The 24,551-nt window shown below is 32.6% G+C and carries 24 protein-coding genes; 12 read left to right on the top strand and 12 right to left on the bottom strand.

What is annotated here, in order from left to right; translation table 11 throughout:
- Window positions 1-133 precede the first annotated feature (133 nt).
- The 4 genes from D1818_RS08120 to D1818_RS08105 form a co-directional block, all read right to left on the bottom strand.
- Entirely contained in the window at window positions 134-1,339 is a 1,206-nt protein-coding gene (locus D1818_RS08120) for a hypothetical protein (protein ID WP_118457809.1), read from the bottom strand.
- Between the two features lie 419 nt (window positions 1,340-1,758).
- Window positions 1,759-1,974 carry a class I lanthipeptide gene (locus D1818_RS08115; RefSeq protein ID WP_118457807.1) on the bottom strand — a complete coding sequence of 72 codons (216 nt, stop codon included), beginning with the start codon at window positions 1,972-1,974 and terminating at the stop codon, window positions 1,759-1,761.
- 237 nt (window positions 1,975-2,211) lie between these two features.
- Window positions 2,212-4,923, bottom strand: a complete 2,712-nt coding sequence (locus D1818_RS08110; RefSeq protein ID WP_162897269.1) for a CHAT domain-containing tetratricopeptide repeat protein — start codon at window positions 4,921-4,923, stop codon at window positions 2,212-2,214.
- Between the two features lie 17 nt (window positions 4,924-4,940).
- The gene (locus D1818_RS08105; RefSeq protein WP_118457803.1) at window positions 4,941-5,438 is read right to left on the bottom strand and encodes a hypothetical protein; all 498 of its coding nucleotides are present in this window, start codon (window positions 5,436-5,438) and stop codon (window positions 4,941-4,943) included.
- Between the two features lie 102 nt (window positions 5,439-5,540).
- Here D1818_RS08105 and D1818_RS08100 point away from each other — a divergent pair, with 102 nt between their 5' ends.
- From D1818_RS08100 to D1818_RS08080, 5 genes are all read left to right on the top strand, one after another.
- Window positions 5,541-6,107, top strand: a complete 567-nt coding sequence (locus D1818_RS08100) for an RNA polymerase sigma factor (RefSeq protein ID WP_118463600.1) — start codon at window positions 5,541-5,543, stop codon at window positions 6,105-6,107.
- The gene (locus D1818_RS08095; protein ID WP_118457801.1) at window positions 6,104-6,901 is read left to right on the top strand and encodes a hypothetical protein; all 798 of its coding nucleotides are present in this window, start codon (window positions 6,104-6,106) and stop codon (window positions 6,899-6,901) included. Before D1818_RS08100 ends, D1818_RS08095 begins: the two co-directional genes overlap by 4 nt.
- Before the next feature lie 360 nt (window positions 6,902-7,261).
- On the top strand, window positions 7,262-8,194 hold the full coding sequence (locus tag D1818_RS08090) for a peptidylprolyl isomerase (protein ID WP_118457799.1): 933 nt from the start codon (window positions 7,262-7,264) through the stop codon (window positions 8,192-8,194).
- A gap of 256 nt (window positions 8,195-8,450) precedes the next feature.
- Window positions 8,451-9,251, top strand: coding sequence for a hypothetical protein (locus D1818_RS08085; protein WP_118457797.1), 801 nt, complete (start codon window positions 8,451-8,453; stop codon window positions 9,249-9,251).
- A 10-nt stretch (window positions 9,252-9,261) separates the two neighbouring features.
- On the top strand, window positions 9,262-9,783 hold the full coding sequence (locus D1818_RS08080) for a YfiT family bacillithiol transferase (RefSeq protein WP_118457795.1): 522 nt from the start codon (window positions 9,262-9,264) through the stop codon (window positions 9,781-9,783).
- On the opposite strand, the gene D1818_RS08075 is transcribed toward D1818_RS08080, so the two are convergent.
- Together D1818_RS08075 and D1818_RS08070 are read right to left on the bottom strand one after the other, a co-directional pair.
- Complete coding sequence (locus D1818_RS08075) at window positions 9,776-10,303, bottom strand: GNAT family N-acetyltransferase (protein ID WP_118457793.1); 528 nt, start codon at window positions 10,301-10,303, stop codon at window positions 9,776-9,778. The two genes, D1818_RS08080 and D1818_RS08075, sit on opposite strands and share 8 nt — an antisense overlap.
- 6 nt (window positions 10,304-10,309) lie before the next feature.
- A complete protein-coding gene (locus tag D1818_RS08070; RefSeq protein ID WP_118457791.1) occupies window positions 10,310-10,867 on the bottom strand; it encodes a thioredoxin family protein in 558 nt (185 codons plus the stop codon).
- A gap of 180 nt (window positions 10,868-11,047) precedes the next feature.
- On the opposite strand from D1818_RS08070, the gene D1818_RS08065 reads away from it, so the two are divergent.
- Window positions 11,048-11,512 (top strand): DUF962 domain-containing protein, encoded by a 465-nt coding sequence (locus D1818_RS08065; RefSeq protein ID WP_118457789.1) that lies wholly within the window; start codon window positions 11,048-11,050, stop codon window positions 11,510-11,512.
- 1 nt (window position 11,513) lies between these two features.
- A complete protein-coding gene (locus tag D1818_RS08060) occupies window positions 11,514-12,377 on the top strand; it encodes an alpha/beta fold hydrolase (RefSeq protein ID WP_118457787.1) in 864 nt (287 codons plus the stop codon).
- A 53-nt stretch (window positions 12,378-12,430) separates the two neighbouring features.
- Here the strand turns inward: D1818_RS08060 and D1818_RS08055 are convergent, their stop codons facing one another.
- The 4 genes from D1818_RS08055 to D1818_RS08040 form a co-directional block, all read right to left on the bottom strand.
- Window positions 12,431-13,075: an alpha/beta hydrolase gene (locus tag D1818_RS08055; protein WP_118457785.1), complete on the bottom strand. Its 645-nt coding sequence runs from the start codon at window positions 13,073-13,075 to the stop codon at window positions 12,431-12,433.
- Window positions 13,076-13,089: 14 nt separating this feature from the next.
- Window positions 13,090-15,603, bottom strand: a complete 2,514-nt coding sequence (locus D1818_RS08050) for a M14 family metallopeptidase (protein ID WP_118457783.1) — start codon at window positions 15,601-15,603, stop codon at window positions 13,090-13,092.
- Window positions 15,604-15,707: 104 nt separating this feature from the next.
- The gene (locus D1818_RS08045; protein ID WP_118457781.1) at window positions 15,708-16,103 is read right to left on the bottom strand and encodes a PUR family DNA/RNA-binding protein; all 396 of its coding nucleotides are present in this window, start codon (window positions 16,101-16,103) and stop codon (window positions 15,708-15,710) included.
- Between the two features lie 78 nt (window positions 16,104-16,181).
- Complete coding sequence (locus D1818_RS08040) at window positions 16,182-17,939, bottom strand: ABC transporter ATP-binding protein (protein WP_118457779.1); 1,758 nt, start codon at window positions 17,937-17,939, stop codon at window positions 16,182-16,184.
- A 141-nt stretch (window positions 17,940-18,080) separates the two neighbouring features.
- On the opposite strand from D1818_RS08040, the gene D1818_RS08035 reads away from it, so the two are divergent.
- The 4 genes from D1818_RS08035 (at window position 18,081) to yajC (ending at window position 21,090) form a co-directional block, all read left to right on the top strand.
- The gene (locus tag D1818_RS08035; RefSeq protein WP_118457777.1) at window positions 18,081-19,175 is read left to right on the top strand and encodes a Glu/Leu/Phe/Val dehydrogenase; all 1,095 of its coding nucleotides are present in this window, start codon (window positions 18,081-18,083) and stop codon (window positions 19,173-19,175) included.
- A gap of 166 nt (window positions 19,176-19,341) precedes the next feature.
- Window positions 19,342-20,253 (top strand): transcription antitermination factor NusB, encoded by a 912-nt coding sequence (gene nusB / locus D1818_RS08030; protein ID WP_118457775.1) that lies wholly within the window; start codon window positions 19,342-19,344, stop codon window positions 20,251-20,253.
- A gap of 49 nt (window positions 20,254-20,302) precedes the next feature.
- The gene (locus D1818_RS08025) at window positions 20,303-20,782 is read left to right on the top strand and encodes a DUF1573 domain-containing protein (protein WP_118457773.1); all 480 of its coding nucleotides are present in this window, start codon (window positions 20,303-20,305) and stop codon (window positions 20,780-20,782) included.
- Window positions 20,783-20,787: 5 nt separating this feature from the next.
- Window positions 20,788-21,090 carry a preprotein translocase subunit YajC gene (gene yajC, locus D1818_RS08020; RefSeq protein WP_118457771.1) on the top strand — a complete coding sequence of 101 codons (303 nt, stop codon included), beginning with the start codon at window positions 20,788-20,790 and terminating at the stop codon, window positions 21,088-21,090.
- A 75-nt stretch (window positions 21,091-21,165) separates the two neighbouring features.
- Here yajC and D1818_RS08015 read toward each other — a convergent pair whose 3' ends face one another.
- Entirely contained in the window at window positions 21,166-22,044 is an 879-nt protein-coding gene (locus tag D1818_RS08015; RefSeq protein WP_118457769.1) for a mechanosensitive ion channel family protein, read from the bottom strand.
- Between the two features lie 129 nt (window positions 22,045-22,173).
- Window positions 22,174-23,409 (bottom strand): peptidase T, encoded by a 1,236-nt coding sequence (pepT, locus tag D1818_RS08010; RefSeq protein ID WP_118457767.1) that lies wholly within the window; start codon window positions 23,407-23,409, stop codon window positions 22,174-22,176.
- 100 nt (window positions 23,410-23,509) lie between these two features.
- On the opposite strand from pepT, the gene D1818_RS08005 reads away from it, so the two are divergent.
- A complete protein-coding gene (locus D1818_RS08005) occupies window positions 23,510-24,547 on the top strand; it encodes a quinone-dependent dihydroorotate dehydrogenase (RefSeq protein WP_118457765.1) in 1,038 nt (345 codons plus the stop codon).
- Window positions 24,548-24,551 lie beyond the last annotated feature (4 nt).

The raw sequence follows: 24,551 nt of genomic DNA, 5'->3' as shown, positions 1-24,551 counted from the left end.
TTTGATTGCTTGGATTGAATTCGTTACTGAGGTCGTTTATTATAAATTTACTACCTGGTTAGAACGAACAAAAAGTCTTCGAAACATTTCAAAGACTTTCATTATGGATAAAAACTAGAAAACTATTTTTAGATTAAAAAATATTTACGGAAAGATATACACTAGAAGTTGTTAATTCAGAATCTGGTAGTTGTGTACTTTTGGATATGTTTTTACTAGTATATTGTCTGAAACCAACTTTAAAACGTCCTGATCCTATACCTCCGCCATAAAAATAGTCTGTTGTGGTATTTTCTATTTCATTTTCAGCAAAAACATTAGATTCGGTGCCAATATTAAAATCTACAGTCAATCCACCTTCTAGAAATAATTCGAATTTAGAACTTAAGTATATATGGAATCTTGGACCTACAGCCACATTGATACTTTTATAATCTAGTTCGAATTCACTATTGGCGATCGCAAGATCACGACCATCCATTGTAAAAGCTTTGTAAGTAGATTCTAAAAAGAAACTTAAATCTACTTTAGAAAACGGTATAAACGTTTCTACAAATATTCCATATCTAGGAACAAAAATATCTTCATAACTCACATTTCCAGCACTTCCCGCTATTGAGTTATGAGTAAAACTACTTAAATCAACAGCCGCTACAATACCAATTCTGGTTTGATTGATTTTTTTGCGAATGATATATTCGATCTTATTTCCTTTACACTCATTATACTTTTTAAAATATCTTTTTAGATCACGCTGGGTGTAGGTTAGTTTAGATACATCCTGGTTTTCGCAATTTACCTTTTCTTGTAACTGTTGCTGATAGGTATTGTTTTCTTGTGGGATGATTTTTTTTCCGGGTTTCTTAGTCTCATCTGGAGTGTAGAATACTTTGTATAAAAGTAACTCAGGATATATGGTGTTTGGGTCTGTATAGAAAAAACGATGCACACCCTTTTCAGAATATTGATATAGTGTTGTTTTACTTTTAAGGATTGTTCTAAGAAATATTTTCTTATATCTAAGATTAGGATCTTTTGATTTGGTAGATTTTCCAACAGTATCTCCGTTTAGATCAAATTGGAGAATGTATCTTTTAAATCTATAGTCTTCACCAACAGCAAACTCTTTAATGTTTTCAATAGTTTCTGTTTTAGAACTAGAGGATATGGTTCTTTTCCACTCGAATTCTGTGGGATTACTCTTCCAGGTGAGTTTTTTGATCAGGCATTCTGTACGCTTACCATTATTATCAATAAAATAACCAGCCTCATAAAGACTTTGTGCGCTAACTGTAGCTATAAAAAATAAACCTACAATAAAACAAAATAATGATTTCATGTGTGTGACGATCTGAGTTTGTGAAGGAGCAAATATAGCTTTTTTGATAAAAATCAGATGGTTTTATCACTGAATTATACTGAAAATGCGAAGATTAGATATGGTGAATTTATAGAGGTTCTAATACTAAGTATGTGTTAGCTTATCACAAAACACTCATCTAACTGGTTTCGAAATCTGCAAGATAATCTATAAGCGTAAGATTTATACCTGCGATTCCTTAACAAAATCTTCTAAGACCATATTCTTCTTATTATATGCTCTTTTGATCAGTAATTAGATTGATTTCTTCCAATTTTTGACAGGAATATTTATATTGAAGGTGTCAGATTTTATTTAAAATGGTAAAGAAAGGAAAGGATAGAATAGAATAATGGATTACTATCCTTTCCTATTTTTAATGAACCTAATTCGTTCACTTATTCTTTAGGTAGGCATCTTATAACCGTTTCGGGACATTCGTTACTAATAACTTGGCAACCGGCTGATATAAGTCCATCATCTGTAGGGCAATTAAAAGCCCCTGTTGGACAGTCCTGCGCAGACATCAAAGTACCTCCTTTGATACTTAGACCATTAAGCTTAGAGATCACATTTTTGTTTAGGGATAACCCATCGAACTTTTTTTTCTTCATGATTTGTGATTTTAAAATAATTTAAATTCTGAACATTTATAGACACTCAGATATTATGTCTACTACTGATTATTAATGTTATTGTAATAGAAGTTGTTTCTTAATATTATGTTAAGAAAGAGGAGGTGTTGATACTATATACTTTTATTGTGTTTTGGTAAGTCTATGGGTAATATGTTGAACTTAAATAGTTTTATCTATAATAAGAAGCAGCGTGACATGTTTTTTAGTAGTAGATCATTGCTTTTTCTTTTTCAAGAAAAGTTTATATAAAATAACTAAAGCTAAAACGATCCCCAACCCAATCCACAAAAACAACAAATTATTAGATTGTGGTAACAAAGTCCCACTATCACCGATTAGGACTAACGATGCCCAATAATGAGGAGAAGCCTCTGCATCGGTATTGTTGTGTAGATAGTTAAGCTTTGCGGTTCGTAAAGCTGCAGATTTGGTTTGTCCTTCGCTAAGGTTTTTATAAAAATCAGAAGTGATCGTGGCGGTTGCTTTATCATTGGTGCTCCATAATGACGGAATCACTGATTTGGCTCCGGATTTAAAAAATCCGCGGGCAAGGCTCAATACGCCTTCTCCTCGACGAACTTCTCCTAATGAGGTGTTACAAGCACTGAGTACTACTAAATCAGCATTGTTTTTCAGGGTGTTTAATTCTAGGTGATATAGTTTTTTATCTCTAAAAGCAATCCAGGGATTCAAGCTATCAGAGGCATCCGCGTGAGTCGCTAAATGTACTATTTTGTATTTATAAATTTCTTTTTTAAAGTTTTCTTTGGTAGCTTTATCTAGACTTAATAATTCTCCATCATAATAACTATTAGCATAAGAGATTTCTTCTAAACTTTTAGATAAACTAATTAGTTTGTCAGGGAATTCAACCGGTGCTATCCCGAGAAAATCTCTATTTGTTTTTCTTACAAACGAGTTATTTTGTTTTTTAAACGAAAGTGATAAGTCATAATCAATCTCTGTTTCTTCTATTAAATAGAGATTTTTTTCTATATCAGTTACTAGAGCTTCGAATGGGAAATAATTAAGAATATGATCTCCTATTATGGTAACCTTTTTATTTTTTATATAATTTCTAATTCCTTTCGGGAATAAAGAATTATATATAGTATTAGAAAGCTTTTTATATTCTTCAATTTCTTTGGAGGTACTAAAAGGCCTATTTAATTGTTGTCTTAATTTATAAATGTTTTTCTCAAACGTTTTAAGACTATCTATTTTAAATAATTTTTTTTTGTCCTTTGATAATAACATTCCATAAGCTTCTGGCGCGACACCATATACCCGTTCTGCCATAGAGTATTGAATAACAATTTCATTATTTGATAATATAACATCTTCTAAAGAGATAATAGCAGGAAGTTCTGTGGATGTAAAATATTCTGGATAAAAAGGAGCAAGAGAATCTTTGTAAGCTTGGAGTTTTGTTTTTCTATCTAATAGAAGTGAGGATATCGAATCTTTTTTACTTTCTTTTGTGTCAATCAACGCATTTTGAAGATTAATTATTTTATTTTTCAAAAAATATTCTTGTCCTATGATACTATCTGGTATATTTATTTTAATTTTATTTAAATCCTGCATTAACAATAAAGCTTTGCTTTTTTCCATAAAATAAAAGGCATCCTTTACATTATTACTTGCGTGACAGGCATCTAAAGCTATAATGTATATCTCGGAAGCTAAGCTTCTCCAGAATAACTTTGATTCCTGTGAAATATCTTCCTTTAAAAGAAAATCTATTAGGGCATTACAGGTATATGCAGTAAGAATAGCTTGTTGATAATATTTTAAACTATCCTCTCTTTTTCCCATTAATATCCACGTATGCATTTTTCTTTTTAATAATTCTAAGAAATAGGCTTTGTCATCTAAAACCTTCATATGTTTTGTCTTAGGTAACCAATAGATATCTGGGGTTTTTGTGTTAAAAAATAAGGAAAAGGATTTCCGGAAATATTCTTGTGCCTCATAGTACTCTTTATTTTGCTTAGCATCATATCCAAATCCAGCATATATAATGGGTAAAAAGGGATCATCTTTTGTGGTATGTAATAACGCTTGATTAAGATGATGTCTAGAAAGCACGGAGTCTATTTCTATATAAGAAACGCCTATGTTATAATTTATGTGAGGTAATTCGATTGTATAATCATTATTGATAACCAATGTTAGTGCTTTATTGTAATAATCAAATCCTTTTTTTATATCAACAGTTCCTGCTCCTTTTTGATATAGATTTGCTAACCGATTATACACCTGATAACGTTTAAAAGGATACTGTTTTTTACTTTTTAGCAATAATGAGTCAGAAATTAACAAATGATCAATTGCCTTTTTATTGCTAATTTTATTTCGAATATTAGTATAAGTTATACCTATATGTATGTGGTTTTCTATAATATATTTTTTGTTTTTTAAATACTGAAAAGCCTTGTTTTGAAATTCTATTGATTTATATAAGTCTTCTAAGCTTTCATAACATCTTCCAATTAGTATATAAGTTCGTCCTTTAAGAAAGTCGGTTGTACTCACTTCTATAACTTTTTTAAAATATTTTATGGCAATTTCTAAATTTCCTAAGGTTCTATTGTAATTTGCATAGTTAAAATAACTTCTTTTTAATAACTCTGGATCATATGGGTCTGCTTTTTCTCTGGCTTCATATGCCATCTTAACAATTTTAACAGCTAGTGGTCTATCGTTTTCTCTTAATATCCATTTAGCCAATAAATGTGCGTCATAGCCCAATTGTGTATAGTTTTTTTGTTCCTTGTAGAAATTTAAAAGTTCATAATATACTTTAAGTTTACTGTGATCTGTACCCGGGCTTTTATGAATAGAGTCTAAAGCAAAAGAAATATCCTGACAATGAACATTCATCGCCAGGATATAAAATAAAAAGAGGATATACTTTTTCAATTAATTAAATTATAATTTTATTGATGATTGATTAGTTGTAAAATAGTATTACAATCCATAATATTACCTTCTAAATAAATATAATTAGAAGGATTCGAGCTATCAATAGGTGAATTATCATCATCGTCCACTGCTGAATCTTCGGGGTTCTTACCTTGATAAACAGCAGTAGAACCTTCGACACTGTTACCATTATATTGTGTGGGAATTTTAGAACAATCTACGTTCCAGATTTCTATGTCTGAACATTCAGTAGTAACATAAGTGAAATTTCCAAACGATTCTGTAGTATTAATATGTTGAAATCTAAATACATCTCGATCATAAGAGCTCATAGTACTTGGATACATTACAAATAGATCACAATAGGAAGTTGGACCTTCTATCATATTATTGAATTTCATTTCCGGATTTTCCTGTAATGCTTCCTCTTCAATTCCGATTTCATCTGTCGAACAGCTTTGTATTCCAATAGCAAAGACTGCGGCTACTAATAGTAGTGTGATTTTTTTCATTCTTAAATCTTTTTTTGTTTATATATTTATTAGTATGTTTCCCTAACCTAATAAATGTTACCACGCAAAAGTAAAAAAAATCAAATAGTTAAAGATATCTTAATGCAGATAACTGAAAAAGATCAACTTAAACAGCTTGTTACGGGGGATACGAAGCTTATACAAGACCTCTATAGAAAAGAGTTTCCTAAAATAAGAAGTTTTGTCCTTGCTAATAATGGAGATATTGCAGATGCAGAGGATGTTTTTCAGAAAGCGTTGATGCAATTAATCGCCAGATATAAGGTAAAACCCTTTGTGATAGAAAGCTCTTTTAGTGCTTATTTCTATATAGTTTGTAGAAATTTATGGCGTAGAGAGCTAAATAAACAAAAAAGGATAGTAACAAATGATGAGGTTATGGAACACTCTAAAGAAGCAGAAGACATGACCATGGCAACTTTAGAACAAGAAAAGTGGGAGCTGTTTCAAGAGAAATTAACCGAACTGTCTGATAATTGTAAGCAATTATTACAATTGTTTTTTCAGAAAGTACCTTATAAAGATATCATGGAAAAACTAGGATATAATACAGATAATGTAGTGAGACAACGTATTTTTAATTGTAAATCACAATTAACTAAATTGATAAAAAGCGATACCCGATATAATCAAATAAAAGAATTATGAAGGACTACCCAATAGAAATTGATGATTATCTGAGTGGTACAATGTCCACATCAGAAAAGCAAGCATTCGAAGAAAGACTAGTAAAAGATCCGCTACTTGCGGAAGAACTAAAGTTGCAAAAAGATATGCTAACCATTTATGAAGATCAAGAATGGTTACACGGTGATACAGAAGCATTACAAACGGAAGAAGCTACACAACTGAAATCTTTTTATGAAAGTGATGAAGCAGTTAATTTAAAATCTACTATTAATGATGTAATCGCAGAGAACAGATCCAGTTCACAGAGTAAAACATTTTGGTTTATTGGTATTGCTGCATCCATTGCTGTACTGATTACGGTCTCTTTATTTGTTTTTAAAGAAAATAATTATGATGAATTGTATGCTTCCTATGTACATGTGGATGAGATCCCGTCATTAGTAACCAGAGGCGAGGATACGAATAAATTGTTAGAGAATGCGCAATTGCTATTCGAAGATAAGAAGTATCAGGAAGCAACCGAGGCTTTCGCCGCATATCATACAAAAGAAATTTCTATAGATCCGCTAAGTTATATATACAACGGGATCTCTAATATAGAACTCAATAAATTTGACGAAGCCCTAGCACAGTTTAAACTTTTAGCTGATTCTAATACTTTACAGGCTAAAAAAGCTAATTGGTATAAAGCTTTAGTGTTTTTAAAACAAAAGAAGAAGCGCAAACTCAAAGATGTATTACAAACAATTATAGTAGATAAAGCCAATTATAAATACAAAGAAGCGCAAGAGTTATTAGAGAAAATTGATTAATATTTTGTAAGTGGATAGTAATCCTATCATATGCTTTATTATTGATTAGAACCATTTTCAGGAAGTCTATTTTGAAATTAAATAACTAGGTATTCACCATTGGTATTCCTAATGATGATTATTTAGATAGTTTTCTTTTTCTTAATCATATCGGATTGTCAGATTGAGCCTGTCGAAATCCATTTAAAAATCAAATGTTTATAAACTTCGACAAGCTCAGTTTGACATCAAGGTAATAGAAAATAAAAACTATCAGATGCTTTTGACAGTTAGCAAACAATCCTAATTTTTTATACACTAAACATTAAGCAATTACCTATCTTTGCAGCTTAAAATTTAACAAGCTTAAAACACGCAGTTATGCAAGACGGATTATACGCAAAATTTAATACAACAAAAGGAAGTATTCTGGTAAATCTAGAGTATAAAAAAACTCCGGGAACAGTTGGAAACTTTGTAGGTTTAGCAGAAGGAAATATGGAAAACCAGGCTATTCCTCAAGGGAAACCTTATTATAATGGATTAAAATTTCATAGAGTTATTCCTGATTTTATGATTCAGGGAGGAGATCCTCAAGGTTCAGGAGCTGGTGGGCCAGGATATCAATTTGATGATGAGATTCATCCAGATCTTAAACATGATGGACCAGGAGTATTATCTATGGCAAATGCAGGACCGGGAACTAACGGAAGTCAGTTTTTTATTACTCACGTAGAAACTGCTTGGTTAGATGGTAAGCATACTGTTTTTGGTAAAGTGTTAGAAGGACAGGATGTAGTCAATTCGGTAGCACAAGGAGATGTTATAGAATCTTTGGAAATTGTTAGAGTAGGAGCTGATGCAGAGAGTTTTAATGCAGTGGAGACTTTTAGACAGTTTAATGGAGCTAAAGCAGAGAGAGAAGCTGCAGCAAAAAAAGAGGCAGAACAACAGTTAGAAGAATTGGCAGCTGGGTTTGATAAAACGGATAGCGGTTTGCATTATAAAATAATTCAAAAAGGTGATGGCGCGCTAGCAGAAAAAGGAAAAACTGTTTCTGTTCATTATAAGGGAAGCTTAACAGATGGAACTGTTTTTGACTCTTCTTATAAGCGTAATCAACCCATCGATTTTCCGTTAGGAATGGGGCAAGTAATTCCAGGATGGGATGAAGGTATTGCTTTATTACAAGTGGGCGATAAGGCGCGTTTCGTAATTCCACCATCTTTAGGATATGGAGCAAACGGTGCTGGAGGAGTAATCCCACCAAATGCTACTTTGATTTTTGACGTAGAATTGGTTGCGGTAAAATAAATCCTTTTCTAAAGGATATAAAAAAACCTCTGAAGTTTGTTTCAGAGGTTTTTTTGTGCTGTTTTTATGTCATTTTATAGTTGTAAATATTATTTAACGTTCTGTTAACACTTGTAGGTAGCCTTAAAATGGATGTTTTTCTATTTCATTTTGCAATTTTTACCAAAAATAGCGAACTTTTCCATCTATAATTTAGATATTTACATCCTCTTTTTGGAGTTGGGAACAAATAAAGAACCCCTTTTTTTTGTTAATTATGAAGTGGATACTAATAGTTTTTTTAACATTTTGTTGTGTAAATTTTTCTTTTTCTCAGAAAGACGAAGCAACATTAGCAGCTATCAATGATCAGATAGAAATCATCGATAGCTATATGGAATCTGATGTGTTTTCATTAGATCCAGAAGAGTTTCTTGATCAAATTGCTGATCACGGAGCAGAACTTAATGGATACTACGAACACGAGCGGTTAAAGAAAATCATAAGGAGAATCGGTATGCCTAATGCGATGGTGATTACCATTTTCTATTTTTGGAATGATCAGCTAATTCATGTGGATTACAAGCAACGTCAATACATGGAGAAGAAAAATGATAATGGTCACGTAGTGATGGATTATTCTAATGCCTTTACAAAGTATGAGTCTAAGTATTATTTTGATAAAGGAGAAGAGATCGACAAAGTAGTTACGGGTAAGGCAGTTACTAATATTGAGCCAGAAGAAACTTTTGTAGCTTATAGCCTTAGGATGAAATCTTTATTGGATAATAAGTTTAAGAATAGAAGTACGTATGAGGCTCTTCAAGGAAAATGGGTGAACGTCCAATTTCCGGATGAACATATGATTTTTGAAGAAACCATACGATTTAATTTTCGTAATGGTAAGTTTTTAAAGAGATTGAAGGTGAAAATTAAGGATGATGTTATGTATTGCTCATCTCCTAAAGATCAGTATGTTTATAAATATAAAATAGAATCATTAAATACATATGAGTTAGTAGTTAAGGATTTGCAAGATGCATCCTCAAACTTAGTGTTATATAAAAAAATAGAATAAAAACGATACTATGAATCTTCAATATCCTATAGGAGAGTTTGAATGTCCTAATCTTATTACTAAAGAACATATCTCTAAATGGATAAAGGATATAGAGGAGTTACCAGCAAAAATAGCTGAACTCGTTTCGGATTTTTCTGAAGAACAGTTAGAGACTCCTTATCGATCTGGTGGATGGACAGCAAGACAGGTTATTCATCATATTCATGATAGCCACCATAATGGCTATATACGTTTTAAATGGGCGCTTACGGAAGATAAGCCGGTCATCAAAGCCTATTATGAAGATCGATGGGCAGAATTATTTGATACTAAATCAGCACCTATTCAACTTTCATTAGATTTGATTAAAGCATTACACGCAAAATGGGTGTATTTCTTAAAAGGATTATCAGATAATGATTTAGAAAAAGTATTTATTCATCCAGAAGGTACTATAGAAATTTCGTTAGCAGAAGATATTGGAATTTATGCTTGGCATGGAAATCATCATTTGGCACATCTGCAAATAGTGGCAACGGCTGCTAAATAGGAAGTGTCATCCGTTGCATTTCTCTATAGCCATCTTTTAATCTAGGATAATCTAGATTGTAATAAGAAATAGTCTTGAATCCCAATTTTTTATAAAATTGAATAGCAGGGCTTGTTGTCATAACATCAAGCCAAATAACTTTTTTGTTCAGTTTTTTAGCAAAATTTTTTGTAAAATTCATTGCATGTGTACCTATACCTAATCCAGTAGCTTCGGCCAAAAGATATATTTTTTCTAGTTGAAGAGCCTCAGTTGGTTTGAATCCGACTAGTTCTTGATGTTTTCTTAATTTTAGCATTCCCAGGATCTTCTCAGATCTTTTAACTAAAAAATAAATAATGTTTTCAGTTTCAAAATCTTTTTTAAAAGCGGCTGTTGTAAAACTTAAATCGACATAAAAACTGGTGTCTTCATTTTCCCAGATGTGTGAGTAGTGTTCTGGATAAAATTGCTTACTTATTTTTACCAAAGCCTCAATATCGTCTTTTGTACATCTTTGGAATTCAATTTCAAAAGCCATATTTGTTCACTCTTTCCACTTAATATTACAACCTATACTTGGCTTCTGTGGTTCTATGACCTTTGCATTTTTAAGCACGGCGTCTAAAGCCTGACGAAGATCACGGCCATTTACAGGAATTCCATTTCCTGGTCTGGAATCATCTAATTGCCCTCTATAAATAAGCTTTAATTCTCCATCAAAAAGATAAAAATCTGGTGTGCAAGCAGCATCATAAGCTCTCGCTACTTCCTGAGTGTCATCAAACAAATAAGGAAACGTATAATTATTTTTTTGAGCCGTTTTCCACATATGTTCTGGAGCATCTTGTGGATAATTTTCAATATCATTACTACTTATAGCCACAAAACCAAACCCTTGTACACGGTAATCGTTAGCTACTCTCACAATCTCTTCATTCACGTGAATGACAAAAGGACAATGATTGCATATGAACATAATTACGGTTCCTTTTTCGCCCTTGATGTCTTTTAATGAAATCTTGTTATTGGTAACACTATCGACTAATGTGAAATCGGGAGCAATCGTACCAAGAGGCAACATATTAGATGGAGTTCGAGCCATATTATTTAGTTTTAATATTTTCGAAATTACAATTTTATACTATATAAGTCTAAAAAATGCTATCTTAGTTACATTAAAATTACATAGTTATGAAATAAGCCATAACAATAAAGTTGATGCTAACCGATATGATTAAATGGCGATTCCATTTGACGATTAAAAAACTATAATTATAAACAAATGAAAACTTTAGAAACTTGGTTTCAGGAATATGCTGTGAGCCATCAAAACAAAACAAATATTGCAATCCATTTTATATGTGTTCCTGCTATATTCTTTTCTGTTGTAGGCTTAATTATGAGTATTCCTAGTGGATTTTTAGCCTCAATTATACCAGGAGATAATCCTTTTATAGAAAATTGGGCCTTTGTAGTTTCTTTACTTATTCTACTTTTTTATGTTAGATTATCCGTGAAAATGGCGCTACAGATACTAATTTTTGTTGCTTTTTGTATTATCACGAATTATTATATTAGTCTATATGCACCATTATGGATGGTGTCTCTTATTATTTTTGTAGTTGCCTGGATTGGACAATTTTATGGACACCATCTAGAAGGAAAAAAGCCTTCTGCAGCACAGGATTTACAGTTTTTGTTAATCGGGCCTGCTTGGGTAATCCAAAAAATGTTTGGAAAAAAGTAATATGAATTTACAGAATTGGAAAAATTCCGGATCATATTATTCATACAAAAAACATCAAATTTTCTATAAGGAAGAAGGAGTAGAAGTGCCGCTCATTCTAGTCCACGGATTTCCAACCTCTTCTTGGGATTGGAATAAGATTTGGAACACTCTTGTTAAGAAATATAAGGTATACGCTATCGATATGTTGGGATATGGTTTTTCTTCTAAACCTACTGATTTTAGATATACCATAGCTTCGCAAGTTAATTTATGGGAAACATTTTTAAAAGAAAAAGCGATTACTTCTTTTCATATATTGGCACATGATTATGGAGATACGGTGGTTCAGGAAATGTTAGCCAGGTATAAAGAAAATCTTGAATATGAATTTAAAATTGAATCTGTTTGCTTTCTTAATGGTGGAATGTTCCCGGAGACCAATTTCCCTACTCTTACACAAAGAATGTTGCTAACTCCTTTTGGTACTATTCTGAAACATTTTATGGGCCGAAATACATTGGCAAAAAACTTCAAAAAGATATTTGGAGAGCATACGCAAGCGAGTGAAGAGGAAATAGATGATTTTTGGGAAACGATAGACTACAACGCTGGTAAAAATGTAATACCAAAACTTATAAAGTATCTAAAGGAAAGAGATACATATAGAATTCGATGGCGCGAAGCGATACAATATACAGATGTACCTAAAAGACTTATTGATGGAGGAGTGGATCCAATCTCAGGAAAACATATGGCTGAATTCTATAAAGAAATCATCCCTAACGCCGATGTAGTGATATTGGACACAATTGGCCATTATCCACAAACAGAAGCTCCTGAAGAGGTATTACATCACTATACTGAGTTTAGAAAACAATTATAGCTTTTAAATAATGCTTATTCAGAAAATACATTAGTATGAAATGTCATTATAATTCATTCGTATTTTTCAGATGCCCATTGTATAGTAGGCTCTATCCATTCTTTTAATGGTTTGAAAAGAAACCCATGACCCATTCCTGTAGTAAGTTCAATTTCTTTAAAATGTGTAATAGTACATGTTGAGTTTTCTTTTCTTGCTATAGCAGATACTCCAAATGGATCTGTTTTTTCATAAATAGTCAAAATATTTCCGCAATAATTAATTTCAGGAATATCAATAATATCACGATCTCTAAAACTGGCTATAAACACAAAATTTAAACTAGAATTATTTGCCAAAGTTGATACATATTGAGCAATATATCCACCTTTCGAAGTTCCTACTACAGTTATTTTTTTAGGATCAATCCCTTTTTTTAATAAACTGTCAATTTGATGTACAATATTGTTTGCGTATGTATTTGCATTCACATTTCCATTTCTTTTTTCACTAATAACCTTGAACCCTTTTTTTTTAAATTCTCTAATGATTTCCTCGTATTCAGTTCTCCCAAATTCTGGATGAAGTTCATCTAGTTCATGGGTTTCAAGAAATCGATTATGAAAAAAGAAAATAAACCGATCATTTTGATCGTAATTACTTTTGCAAGATGATAGCATCCAGAGGAATAGAATGGTAAATATTAAATGGGTATTCATAAATCTCCAAGCAATTACATTTCATCACTAAAGAAAATAGCATTCATCAATAACTTATTGGTTCCATACCAGAAAGCTCTAAAATTAGTATTATCCGTGAATAAAATTGTGTTTCCTCTCCCTAAACTCTGATGTCTAAAGGGTACAGTACCGGATAATGAATCTAAATTCTTTTTGCTAATGTATCCGCTTAATAATGGGGATTTTGTGTATTGAATAGGATTATTGTAGCTCTGTTTATCAGCTTTGATAAATAAAGTAGTATTTCTAAACATAGCTATCTTGTCATTTTTGTAACCAAAATTGATAGGATGTGATCTATCTGTTTTGGCTTGAAAAATTGCTCCACCAATGACTTGAGCACCAAAGAAATCTCGCCTTTGTTCGAAAGATATATTTTTAGCGTCATTTTCTGGCTTGGAAAATTCAATTTTCATTAGTTCGTTATTCTTAAAGAATTGAGCAGCGTTTCTATAGCCAATTAATGTTCCTCCGTTTCGGATCCAGGTTTTTAGTTTATCGATAACATTTTTATCCATTGACTGATTCCAACTATTTGGTAAAATTATATGTGTATACCTTGATAGATTTCTTCTTTCTAAATAATCTGTATTTAGTTTCGTGATTGGAATGTTATAACGCTGATCCATAAGATGCCAGATCTCACCAGCGTCGTAAGGAGTAATTCCATTTCCTGTAAATAGAGCAATTTTTGGTAAGGATAATGCTCTAAACTGTGTACTACCTAGATCAATCCCAGTGGTAAGCCCTGTGGATACTCCAGTAATATTTACGTGGTTTTCTGAAGCAAGTTTTTGTAAAAATGAATAAATGTCTTCGGCGTTGAGTTTTTGATTTTGTATTGGAATCATAATCGTTCCATAATCATAGTTCTTATTTTCGACAGAGAATGGTTTCATGCCGACTTTAGCTCTTAATCCTTTATTAAGGATTTTATATAGCACAGCAGGAGTATAGTACTCGTGCCATTCCATAAGGTAAGCGTAATTACTTTTGATAATATTTTTTGGTTTTCTGAAGCTTAACTCAGTAATTTCATTTCCTAAATCCGTAGTAGCCGATTTTTCAGAATAATCTAAGTTAAATGCTAGTGGAAATGTCCAAGCGGATACATCATAAAATAAGCTATCCTGAAATGTAGTTCTTTTCTCAAACATAGCTTTTATCAAACGACTTTGCTTTTGGTTTTTGGGTACTACATAACTGTACCTTTTTCTGAATTTTTTACCATCCGAGGTCATATCATTTTTTAGATCATAAAACTTAATTTGATGTCGTTTTAAAATCTCTGCCAAATGGTATGCAGAAGCAGCGTCTTTTTCATTACCAAAAACATAAGCTCCATTTTGTGCTTCTTTTCTTGCATTTGCATAAAAATTCTTTTGGTATTGAAGTAGTTCCACACGCATGGATTTTGCAGCCTCTAATGTAGAAAGAGTTGCTGTAAATTGATTTCGTATCGTAAAAGGAAAGGTAAGTATACCATTGTCACTTTCTTGAGCGTGTCCACGAGAACTTCCTTGTTCAAACAGAATACCAATTCCTCCATTGATATCAGGAAAGGTAGATCCCTTTCCATAATAAAAATCATCAAAATTTTCTTCAGTATAATATAATGATCCTATTTTATTAAATGCATCGGCATGATAATTTCCGATTTTTTTGGTAAGTTCTTGATTTAATTTTGGTGTTAATGGATGGGTTCTGGATTGTATTCCCGGCTGAAAAAAGAATGTGCTATTGGTTCCCATCTCGTGATGATCGGTAAGGATGTTTGGGTACCAGTTATGAAAAGTTTTGATTCTTGCTCTGGATTCGGGTAATTGAACTGGTAACCAATCTCGGTTCATATCAAACCAATAATGATTGGTTCTTCCTCCTGGCCATACTTCACTATATTCACGATCCTGAGGGTCTGTATTTATGTTTTTACTCTTATTCGTATTTGCCCAATATGCAAAACGTTGTAAACCATCAGGGTTCAATGATGGGTCAAACAAAATTACGACTTTATCTAGTAGTTCGTCAATTTCATTTCCTTGCCCTGCGGCTAAATAATATGCAGCAAGTAAACTAGCATTAGATCCACTTGGTTCATTACCGTGAATAGAAAACCCCTGATATACAACTGCTGGCATCGACGCGATATCTGTTGTACTCGCATTAGCTTGCGTCAATTGAAGATGTTGAGTTCTTATTTTTTCAAGGTTTTGATGATTTTTTTCTGAAGTGATCGTTAAAAGGATAATCGGACGATCTTCAAAAGTTTTTCCTCGATCCTCTAAGGTGATACGTGGAGAAGCTTCTGCTAAAGCTTTCATGTATTCTACTAGCTTATCGTGTGTTACGTGCCATTTTCCAGGAACAAATCCTAAAACACTTTGTGGTGTTGGGATTTCGGGATTGTAAGACACTCCTTTTGGTAAGTAATAATCTAATGATAGGTTTTCTTGAGAAAAGGAAGAAAAGAATAATAAGGATAAGATAATAGTAAAGAAGTGCTTCATTTTAGATTGTTTGTGCGAGTATTGAGTTTATAGTCATCGAAAATAAAAAAAACCGCTTCAGAGATTGAAGCGGTTTGCATAAGTTTAACATAAGTTATTATGTCTTATATGTCGTCAAAGCTTACATCGGTAAAACTTTCTGTAGAAGCGGTAACTTCTTCATTGGTAGTTATCGATTCTTCGGCATTTTGTTCGTAAGATTTCTGATAATCTTTTTGATGTCTTTCGCTTATAACTTCTTCACCTTTTTCATTAACTATGAAATCAGTCATTTCAGCTAAAATTTCACTAAACCCAACAAAGTCTTCTTTGTATAAATAGATTTTATGTTTTTTGTAGTGAAAAGATCCGTCGTCATTAGTGAATTTTTTACTCTCTGTAATGGTAAGATAGTAATCTCCAGCTTTTGTTGATCTTACATCAAAGAAATATGTTCTTCTTCCTGCTCTTAAAACTTTTGAGAAAATTTCCTCTTTCTCTAACATTTCATTATCGCTCATAATCCGTATTTCTTAATTAATTAGTCTGTTACGATGGAATCAAAAATCTAAAAAATTTGTTAATCGTACAACAAAATATCAAATTTCTTTTTCGCTCAGCTGTTTTAAATATAGTTCTTTATAATACCCATCTATGTCTAATAGTTGATTATGAGTGCCTTGTTGGATGATTTTCCCTTTGCTTAAAACAATTATTTTATCTGCATTTCTTACTGTAGAAACCCTATGACTCACAATAAAAGTAGTCTTATTTTTAGATATTTTATTGAGATTGTTGAGAATTTCTTCCTCAGTTTCTGTATCTACTGCAGATAAACAATCATCAAAAAGAAGGATAGATGGATTTTTAATGATTGCTCGAGCAATAGAAACTCGTTGCTTTTGTCCCCCGGATAAGGTGATCCCTCTTTCTCCTAAAACCGTATCATACCCCTTACTAAATCCTTGGATATTTTCGTGAACAACCGCATTTTTTGCAGCTTCTAAAACCTCATTATTCGTAGCATTTACTTTTCCGAATTTTATATTATTTCTTATCGAGTCGCTAAACAGGAAAGCATCCTGTGGAACATATCCTATTGATGTTCTCAGATTTACTAAATTTAGATTTCTAATAGGATTTCCATCTATTCTAATCTCTCCCTCAGAAACATCATATAGTCTGCCTAATAAATCCAGAATTGTTGATTTTCCAGAACCAGTTTTTCCAATAATGGCAATGGTTTGTCCTGAATTTATTTCAAAACTTATGTTCTTTAATGCTGTGATATTAGTATCATCATAGACAAAAGAGACATTGTCAAAAATAATATTTCCTGTTACAGGTGTTTTTTTGGTAATGGTATTTGTAATTTCAGGTTCCTGACTTAAGAACTCATTAATTCTAACCTGAGAAGCTTCTGCTTGTTGTATAATAGAAGTTACCCATCCCACAGTAGCGACTGGCCAGGTGAGCATATTAACAAAAATGATAAATTCTACAATCACACCAAGATCCTGAATTGTACCATTGATATATTGCTTGCCTCCAATATAAATAACCATAATATTGCTAATACCAATAAGTAATACCATTAAAGGAAAAAATAGCGCTTGTACTTTTACCAGATCAATGTTCTTCTCTTTGCTGGTATTTGATAACTCTGTAAAGTTCGTTAATGTTTGTGGTTCTATTCCATAAGCTTTGATAACAGAAATACCACTAAATGATTCCTGAGTAAACGTGGTTAGTTTGGATAAAAATTGCTGTACGATGGTACTTCTTTTATGTATAGCCACACTAAGTTTGTAGATAGAAATAGAAAGAATAGGTAAAGGCGCTACAGTATATAAAGTTAGCTCTGGAGCAATACTAATCATATAACCAATAACTACTATAAATAATGTAATCGTATTAACACTGTACATAATAGCTGGACCTACATACATTCTTACTTTGGATACATCTTCACTGATGCGATTCATTAAATCGCCTGTTCTATTTTTTTTATAAAAATTAAGTGACAAAATCTGATAATGTCTGAAAACTTCATTTTTTAAGTCAAATTCAATAAATCGTGATACTACTATAAATGTCTGGCGCATTAAAAAAGTAAAAAAAGCAGCAATCAAGACAGATCCCAGAATAAAAAGAATATTGGTAATCAATCCTGTTTTTACATCATTAATGTCTGTAATACTTTTATTAATGTACTGTTCTACAACATCCACAGAGTCTCCAACGAATTTAGGAACTGCAACTGCAAAAATTCTTGCTATAACCGTGATTACAAAACCGATAATAAGACGATATTTATATTTAAAAAAGTACTTGTTTAGATGGCGTAATGCACGCATAAAGTATTGATTTTTAGAAGCTGAATTATTAACAAATTCTTAAAGTTTAACAACAAAAAATTTTAAATTCGTAAAAATACATTATTTTAGCACCTCAATTTTGACTATTATATAATTTATAACATTTTAAAATTTCCGAAAATGATAACCGAAGTGCTTACTGCAAATCAATTAAAAAAAGAGGCTCCTGTATTTGGCCAATTGTCTTTTAACGATCACGAACAAGTTGTTTTTTGTCAGGACAAAGATACAGGATTAAAGGCAATAATTGGGGTGCATAACACAATTTTAGGACCAGCTTTAGGAGGGACTAGAATGTATAATTATAATACCGAATGGGATGCTCTTAATGATGTATTAAGATTATCCAGAGGAATGACCTATAAAGCGGCTATTACCGGTTTGAATCTTGGTGGTGGAAAAGCTGTTATTATTGGGGATCCTAAAACTTTAAAAACTCCAGCGTTAATGAAACGTTTCGGTGAGTTTGTACATACACTAGGAGGAAAATACTACACGGCAGAAGATGTTGGTATGGAAACTTCTGATATGGATACTGTTCGTGAAGTGACACCTTATGTAACCGGGATTTCTGAATCTAAAGGTGGAGCAGGAAACCCATCTCCTGTAACTGCATATGGTGTTTATATGGGAATGAAAGCCTCAGCTAAATTTGCTTATGGAACAGATAACCTAGAAGGTAAAAAGATATTAGTACAAGGTATTGGTCATGTAGGAGAAGAGCTTGTTCGTCTAACCGCAGAAGAAGGAGCTAATGTTATTATTGCAGATATCAACCAAGAAAGACTTCATGAAGTAAGTAAGACATATGGAGTAGAAATATTTAGAGGAGAAGATTTATATGCAGAAACTGCAGATATCTATGCGCCTTGTGCATTAGGAGCTACGGTTAACGATGAAACCATTAATAAGCTAAAGGTTAAGGTTGTTGCCGGAGCTGCCAACAACCAGTTAGCTTCAGAAAATATTCACGGTCCATTATTACAGGAAAAAGGGATTGTATATGCTCCGGACTTTTTGATCAATGCAGGAGGTATCATTAATGTATATGCAGAGATTGAAGGATACGGGAGAGACCAGATTATAACTAAAACTGAAAATATCTATAATACTACATTAGATATTTTGAACAAAGCAAAGGCTACTGGCATGACTACAAATACTGCTGCTGTTAGTATTGCGGATGAAAGAATTGCTGCCAAAAAAAAGCAATAAATAGATTTGTGTGAAATTTACGTCATAAAAAGTAAATTTTAGAATTGGTAGAATAAAAATAATAGTATTTTTGCAGGGCGAAAGTGATATACACTTTCGCCTTTTTAAATATAATAGTTCTTTGTAATTTCTTATGTTAACCAGAAGACATATCCGAGTTAAAGTAATGCAGTCCCTCTATGCTTTAGAGCAGACGCAAAGTGATAATCTAGATAAAGAAGAAAAGTTTTTACTTTTTAGTATTGAACAGATGTATGATTTATTTCTTATAAATCTTCAGCTTCTAGTAGAAATAAGAAAACATGCTACCGATTTCTTAGAAAAAAGCCAGAAAAAATATTTGGCAACTTCAGAAGAAAAAAACCCAAACCAGAAGTTTATTAATAACGAATTACTCACGCTATTAGAAAAAAATATCGAGCTTAAGGAAGCAATGGATCATAAAAAAATGAACTGTTGGGATCTTGATGATGAGTATGTGAAAATTCTTTGGAAAGAAATAAGTGAGAGTGAGCTCTATGCTGACTATATGAGTACAAAAATGAGTTCTTTTAAAGAAGACAAAGATTTTATTCTTGATGTTTTCAAAGAAATCGTAGCTCCTAATGATAAGTTGTATGAATATATAGAGGATAAAAGACTTACATGGATAGATGATTTACCTTTAATCAATACCGGAATTATAAAGATGTTAAGAAAGGTAAAACAAACTCATGATGAGCATATGTCCTTACCTAGATTGTATAAAGATGCAGATGATAAAAAGTTTGCAAAAGATATTTTTAGAAAGACCGCGCTTAATGGAGTGGAATTTGCAAAAGAAATAGAAGGTAGAACTCCTAATTGGGATAAGGATAGAATCGCAGAATTAGACAAAGCGGTGATTAAAATGGCAATTTGCGAGTTTCAGAAATTCCCGTCTATCCCTGTAAAAGTAACAATTAACGAATATTTAGAGATTGCCAAGGAATATAGTACACCAAAGAGTAGTATCTTTATCAACGGTATATTAGACAAAATATCTAAAGAATATCAAGAAAACGGTAAATTAAATAAAGTTGGCCGTGGTCTTATGTAGTTCAAAAAAAATAGTATTTTTAACCCTCAATTAATTAAAAACCCAAGTAATGAAAAAAGGAATCTTGATTTTAGCTGGTGTTTTTGCTTTGACATTTATGTCTTGTAAAGATAATGCAGCAGAAAAAGTTAAAGAAGAAAATGTAGCAGACGCTGCAGATCGTGATGCAAAGAATACAGATTTCCCTGTAATGAACTTTGATCAAACTGAACACGATTTTGGAACAATCAATGAAGGTGATGTGGTAGAGCATACATTTACATTTACTAACACTGGTAAAGCACCATTAGTAATCGTTAATGCAAAAGGAAGTTGTGGATGTACTGTTCCTGAGTGGACAAAAGAACCTGTTGCTCCTGGAGCTACTGGATCTATGTTAGTAAAGTTTAATTCTAACGGTAAACCAAACGCTCAAAACAAACAAGTTACTATTACTGCTAACACTGAAGCAGGAAAAGAAATCCTTAAGATTAAGGCAATGGTAACTCCAAAAGCTAAACCAGTAAGCGGAACTCCAGTAAGCGAGTAATTTTTATGGAAGGATTTGGAGGACAATTACCTTTTATACTTTTGATATTTGTAGTGATGTATTTTTTTATGATACGACCACAAATGCAAAAGGCAAAAAAGGAGAAGAAATTCGCTGCAGAACTTAAAAAAGGAGATCGCATTGTAACAAAAAGTGGTCTTCACGGAAAAGTTTTTGACTTCAGTGAAAAAAGTAATGCTGTTATTATTGAAACAGGATCAGGTAAGTTAACATTTGATAAATCTGCTATTTCGTTAGAAATGAGTCAGAAATTAAATGCACCACCACCTGCTGAGAAAAAGAAGTAATCATCAGCTTACAAAATAAAAAGCGTCGTATTAATTTAATACGACGCTTTTTTTGTGGAATAAATTTTCTGTTGATTATGATTTCATGGTTATAATTCGCTGTGGTAGAGGAGCAGCATAATCCGCCTTGCCAAGTGCTTCAACAATCTTCTGTCGAGTGTCCCAATATACATCCCAATAATCTTCGCAACTAGAATAAGGTAATGCTAATAACTCTACGCCATTAGCTCCTAAATTATTTACAGCAACTCTAGGAGCAGGGTCTTCCATTACATTTTTATCAGCTTTCATGACATCCATTACAATTTGTTTTGCTTTTTCGATATCAGTGCCGTATTGAATTCCGAAAGGCATATCTACTCTTAAATTTCCAATAGTTGTTAGGTTGGTGATTGTCCCTGCAGTAATAGCTCCATTCGGAATAATTTCTGTTTTATTTTGGAAAGTTTCTAAAACTGTAACGAATACAGAAATTTCTTTTACAAATCCAAGTTTACCCCCTGTTTCTATGAGATCACCGACTTTAAATGGTCTGAAAACTAGTAGCATTACTCCGGCTGCCATATGGCCCAGAGAACCATTAAAAGCGCCCCCGATAGCTAATCCAACGGCTGCTAATAAAGCTGCAAAAGTAGCTGTAGGAATACCCACAATACCCGCTATAGAAATAAATAATAATACTTTTAATAAGAAATTTACTAAAGTGACTAGGAATGGTTTTAAAGTGCCGTCTACTTTACTCTTATCGAATCCTTTTTTAATAGCCCTCATGATGAGTTTGATAATCCAAAGCCCAATTATTAATGCTACAATTCCTCCAACAATTTTTAGTCCATATTGACCAACTCCTTCTTGTATAGAATTAAAAAAACCTCCTAGAGAACTCATAATTGTTCCTCCTGTTTCTGTAGTTGTCGATACGGCTATATCTACAACCTTGTCTGTAGTTTGCATGATTTATGTTTATAGTGATTAAATAGTTATCACATAAATCTACTACTATATCAGGTTAATGGTTTCTGTTTGTAAATAAGAAAAAAATGCAAAATCGTTAAAAGTGATGAAATATCGATGAATTACAGATTATCTCTTCGCAGTTAGTTCAGCTATTTTTACAATAACTTCCACAGCCTTAATCATACTTTCTACAGGCACATATTCATATCTTCCATGAAAATTATGTCCACCAGCAAAGATATTTGGACAGGGTAGTCCCATATAACTCAATTGCGATCCATCTGTACCACCACGAATTGGTTTAATAAGTGGGGTAATACTAAGCTCTTTCATTGCTTCTTCCGCAATATCTACAATATGCATTACAGGCTCCACTTTTTCTCTCATATTATAGTATTGATCACTGATTTCAGTAGTTACAGTGTCTTTTCCGTACTGTTTATTTAGTTCGCTCGTAAGCTTAATCATCATTTCTTTACGAGCTTCAAAATGCTTTTTATCGTGATCTCTGATGATGTACTCTAGTTTAGTTTCTTCAACCTCTCCAGTCATATTATGTAAATGAAAAAATCCTTCGCGATCACTAGTGTGTTCCGGAGTTTCTAATCTTGGTAAAGAATTGATAAAATCCTGAGCGATATACATGCTGTTGATCATTTTACCCTTGGCATATCCTGGATGTACAATTTTACCTTTTACAGTAACCACAGCACCTGCAGCATTAAAATTTTCATATTCTAGCTCTCCAATTTGGCTACCATCCATGGTATAGGCCCATGCAGCTCCAAATTTTTTGACATCAAATTTATGAGCACCTCTACCAATTTCTTCATCTGGAGTAAAACCAATACGGATTTTTCCATGTTTGATTTCTGGATGCTGAACAAGGTATTCCATAGCTGAAATGATCTCAGCAATACCCGCTTTATCATCAGCTCCCAGAAGTGTAGTTCCGTCTGTGGTAATTAACGTTTGTCCTTTGTAAAGCTTTAAATCTTCAAAATAATCCGGAGACAATATAATATTTTCCTCTTTGTTAAGGATAATATCTTTTCCGTCATAGGATTCAATAATTTGTGGATTCACATTTGCTCCAGTAAAATCTGGAGTAGTATCGAAATGCGAAATAAAGCCTATAGTAGGTACTTCATGGTCTATATTAGATGGTAAGGTTGCCATGATGTAAGCATTTTCATCAATAGTAACTTCTTCCAGACCGATTGATTTTAACTCTTCTACTAATTTATTTGCCAGGTCCCATTGTTTCATAGAGCTGGGAGTGGTGTTGCTATTCGGATCGCTTTCGGTATCTATAGTAACGTAACTAACAAATCTGTCAATAATGTGATTTTTTGGAATCATAGCGGTGTGTTTTTTAGTCTGAAGATTTCAAAAATACACATTCATACACTTTTATTAGAACCTGTTAAGACTTATTTTTGCATAGCAAAAGAATCTTTCAATGTATAAATCGCTTGTCCGTCCAATTTTATTCAAATATGATCCTGAAACAGTGCATCACTTTACGTTTAAGGCGATCAGGATTATGTCTAAAATTCCATTCATCTCATCAATTTTTAGAAGTTTATACCTTGTGAAAAACCCAGTATTAGAGCGAGAGGTTTTTGGGTTAAAATTTAAAAATCCGGTTGGACTTGCTGCAGGATTTGATAAAAATGCAGTGCTCTATAATGAATTAGCTAATTTTGGTTTTGGTTTTATTGAAATTGGTACAGTAACTCCTAGAGGGCAGGAGGGAAATCCTAAAAAAAGATTGTTTAGGCTTAAAGAGGATAGCGCGATTATTAATCGAATGGGATTTAATAACGAAGGTCTGGAAGCGGCAATCGAGCAGTTAAAGAAGAACAAAGGAAAGCTTATAATAGGTGGAAATATTGGTAAGAATACGGATACCGCTCCAGAGGATTATACAAGTGATTATTTAGAATGCTTTAATGCTTTACATCCGTATGTAGATTATTTTGTTCTTAATGTAAGTTGTCCTAATGTAAGTAGTCATGCTAAGTTAAATGATAAAGACTATTTGTTGGAGTTGATTAGGGCTGTTCAGAAAGCAAATATTACATTTCCAAGCCAAAAACCTATTGTGTTAAAAATTGCACCGGATTTGAATAACAGTCAACTTGATGAAATCATAGAATTAGTGAATGAAACAAAACTTGACGGTGTTATTGCTAGCAATACTTCAACGTTTAGAGATGGTTTAAAAGCTTCAAAAGAGCAGTTAGATGCTATCGGTAATGGAGGTTTGAGCGGTCAGCCTATAAAAAATAGGAGCACCGAAGTGATCAAGTATTTATCGGATAAAAGCAATAAGTCTTTTCCGATTATAGGGGTAGGTGGTATTCATTCTGCCTCTGATGCTTTAGGAAAATTAGAAGCAGGAGCAAGCCTTGTACAAATCTATACTGGTTTTATTTATGAAGGACCAAAATTGATTAAGGATATTAATAAAGCAGTAATCAAAAAAGGATTATAAAATA

The organism is Aquimarina sp. BL5 (assembly GCF_003443675.1).
Lineage (GTDB): Bacteria > Bacteroidota > Bacteroidia > Flavobacteriales > Flavobacteriaceae > Aquimarina.
Note: the sequence above shows the minus strand (reverse complement) of the source record. Positions and strands in the feature narration are given on the sequence as shown.

What these genes read in the sequence shown, in the direction of transcription:
- D1818_RS08120 (WP_118457809.1), bottom strand. Translation starts at nt 1,339, where the DNA reads ATGAAATCATTATTTTGTTTTATTGTAGGTTTATTTTTTATAGCTACA.
- D1818_RS08115 (WP_118457807.1), bottom strand. Translation starts at nt 1,974, where the DNA reads ATGAAGAAAAAAAAGTTCGATGGGTTATCCCTAAACAAAAATGTGATC.
- D1818_RS08105 (WP_118457803.1), bottom strand. Translation starts at nt 5,438, where the DNA reads ATGAAAAAAATCACACTACTATTAGTAGCCGCAGTCTTTGCTATTGGA.
- D1818_RS08100 (WP_118463600.1), top strand. Translation starts at nt 5,541, where the DNA reads ATGCAGATAACTGAAAAAGATCAACTTAAACAGCTTGTTACGGGGGAT.
- D1818_RS08095 (WP_118457801.1), top strand. Translation starts at nt 6,104, where the DNA reads ATGAAGGACTACCCAATAGAAATTGATGATTATCTGAGTGGTACAATG.
- D1818_RS08090 (WP_118457799.1), top strand. Translation starts at nt 7,262, where the DNA reads ATGCAAGACGGATTATACGCAAAATTTAATACAACAAAAGGAAGTATT.
- D1818_RS08085 (WP_118457797.1), top strand. Translation starts at nt 8,451, where the DNA reads ATGAAGTGGATACTAATAGTTTTTTTAACATTTTGTTGTGTAAATTTT.
- D1818_RS08080 (WP_118457795.1), top strand. Translation starts at nt 9,262, where the DNA reads ATGAATCTTCAATATCCTATAGGAGAGTTTGAATGTCCTAATCTTATT.
- D1818_RS08075 (WP_118457793.1), bottom strand. Translation starts at nt 10,303, where the DNA reads ATGGCTTTTGAAATTGAATTCCAAAGATGTACAAAAGACGATATTGAG.
- D1818_RS08070 (WP_118457791.1), bottom strand. Translation starts at nt 10,867, where the DNA reads ATGGCTCGAACTCCATCTAATATGTTGCCTCTTGGTACGATTGCTCCC.
- D1818_RS08065 (WP_118457789.1), top strand. Translation starts at nt 11,048, where the DNA reads ATGAAAACTTTAGAAACTTGGTTTCAGGAATATGCTGTGAGCCATCAA.
- D1818_RS08060 (WP_118457787.1), top strand. Translation starts at nt 11,514, where the DNA reads ATGAATTTACAGAATTGGAAAAATTCCGGATCATATTATTCATACAAA.
- D1818_RS08055 (WP_118457785.1), bottom strand. Translation starts at nt 13,075, where the DNA reads ATGAATACCCATTTAATATTTACCATTCTATTCCTCTGGATGCTATCA.
- D1818_RS08050 (WP_118457783.1), bottom strand. Translation starts at nt 15,603, where the DNA reads ATGAAGCACTTCTTTACTATTATCTTATCCTTATTATTCTTTTCTTCC.
- D1818_RS08045 (WP_118457781.1), bottom strand. Translation starts at nt 16,103, where the DNA reads ATGAGCGATAATGAAATGTTAGAGAAAGAGGAAATTTTCTCAAAAGTT.
- D1818_RS08040 (WP_118457779.1), bottom strand. Translation starts at nt 17,939, where the DNA reads ATGCGTGCATTACGCCATCTAAACAAGTACTTTTTTAAATATAAATAT.
- D1818_RS08035 (WP_118457777.1), top strand. Translation starts at nt 18,081, where the DNA reads ATGATAACCGAAGTGCTTACTGCAAATCAATTAAAAAAAGAGGCTCCT.
- nusB (WP_118457775.1), top strand. Translation starts at nt 19,342, where the DNA reads ATGCAGTCCCTCTATGCTTTAGAGCAGACGCAAAGTGATAATCTAGAT.
- D1818_RS08025 (WP_118457773.1), top strand. Translation starts at nt 20,303, where the DNA reads ATGAAAAAAGGAATCTTGATTTTAGCTGGTGTTTTTGCTTTGACATTT.
- yajC (WP_118457771.1), top strand. Translation starts at nt 20,788, where the DNA reads ATGGAAGGATTTGGAGGACAATTACCTTTTATACTTTTGATATTTGTA.
- D1818_RS08015 (WP_118457769.1), bottom strand. Translation starts at nt 22,044, where the DNA reads ATGCAAACTACAGACAAGGTTGTAGATATAGCCGTATCGACAACTACA.
- pepT (WP_118457767.1), bottom strand. Translation starts at nt 23,409, where the DNA reads ATGATTCCAAAAAATCACATTATTGACAGATTTGTTAGTTACGTTACT.
- D1818_RS08005 (WP_118457765.1), top strand. Translation starts at nt 23,510, where the DNA reads ATGTATAAATCGCTTGTCCGTCCAATTTTATTCAAATATGATCCTGAA.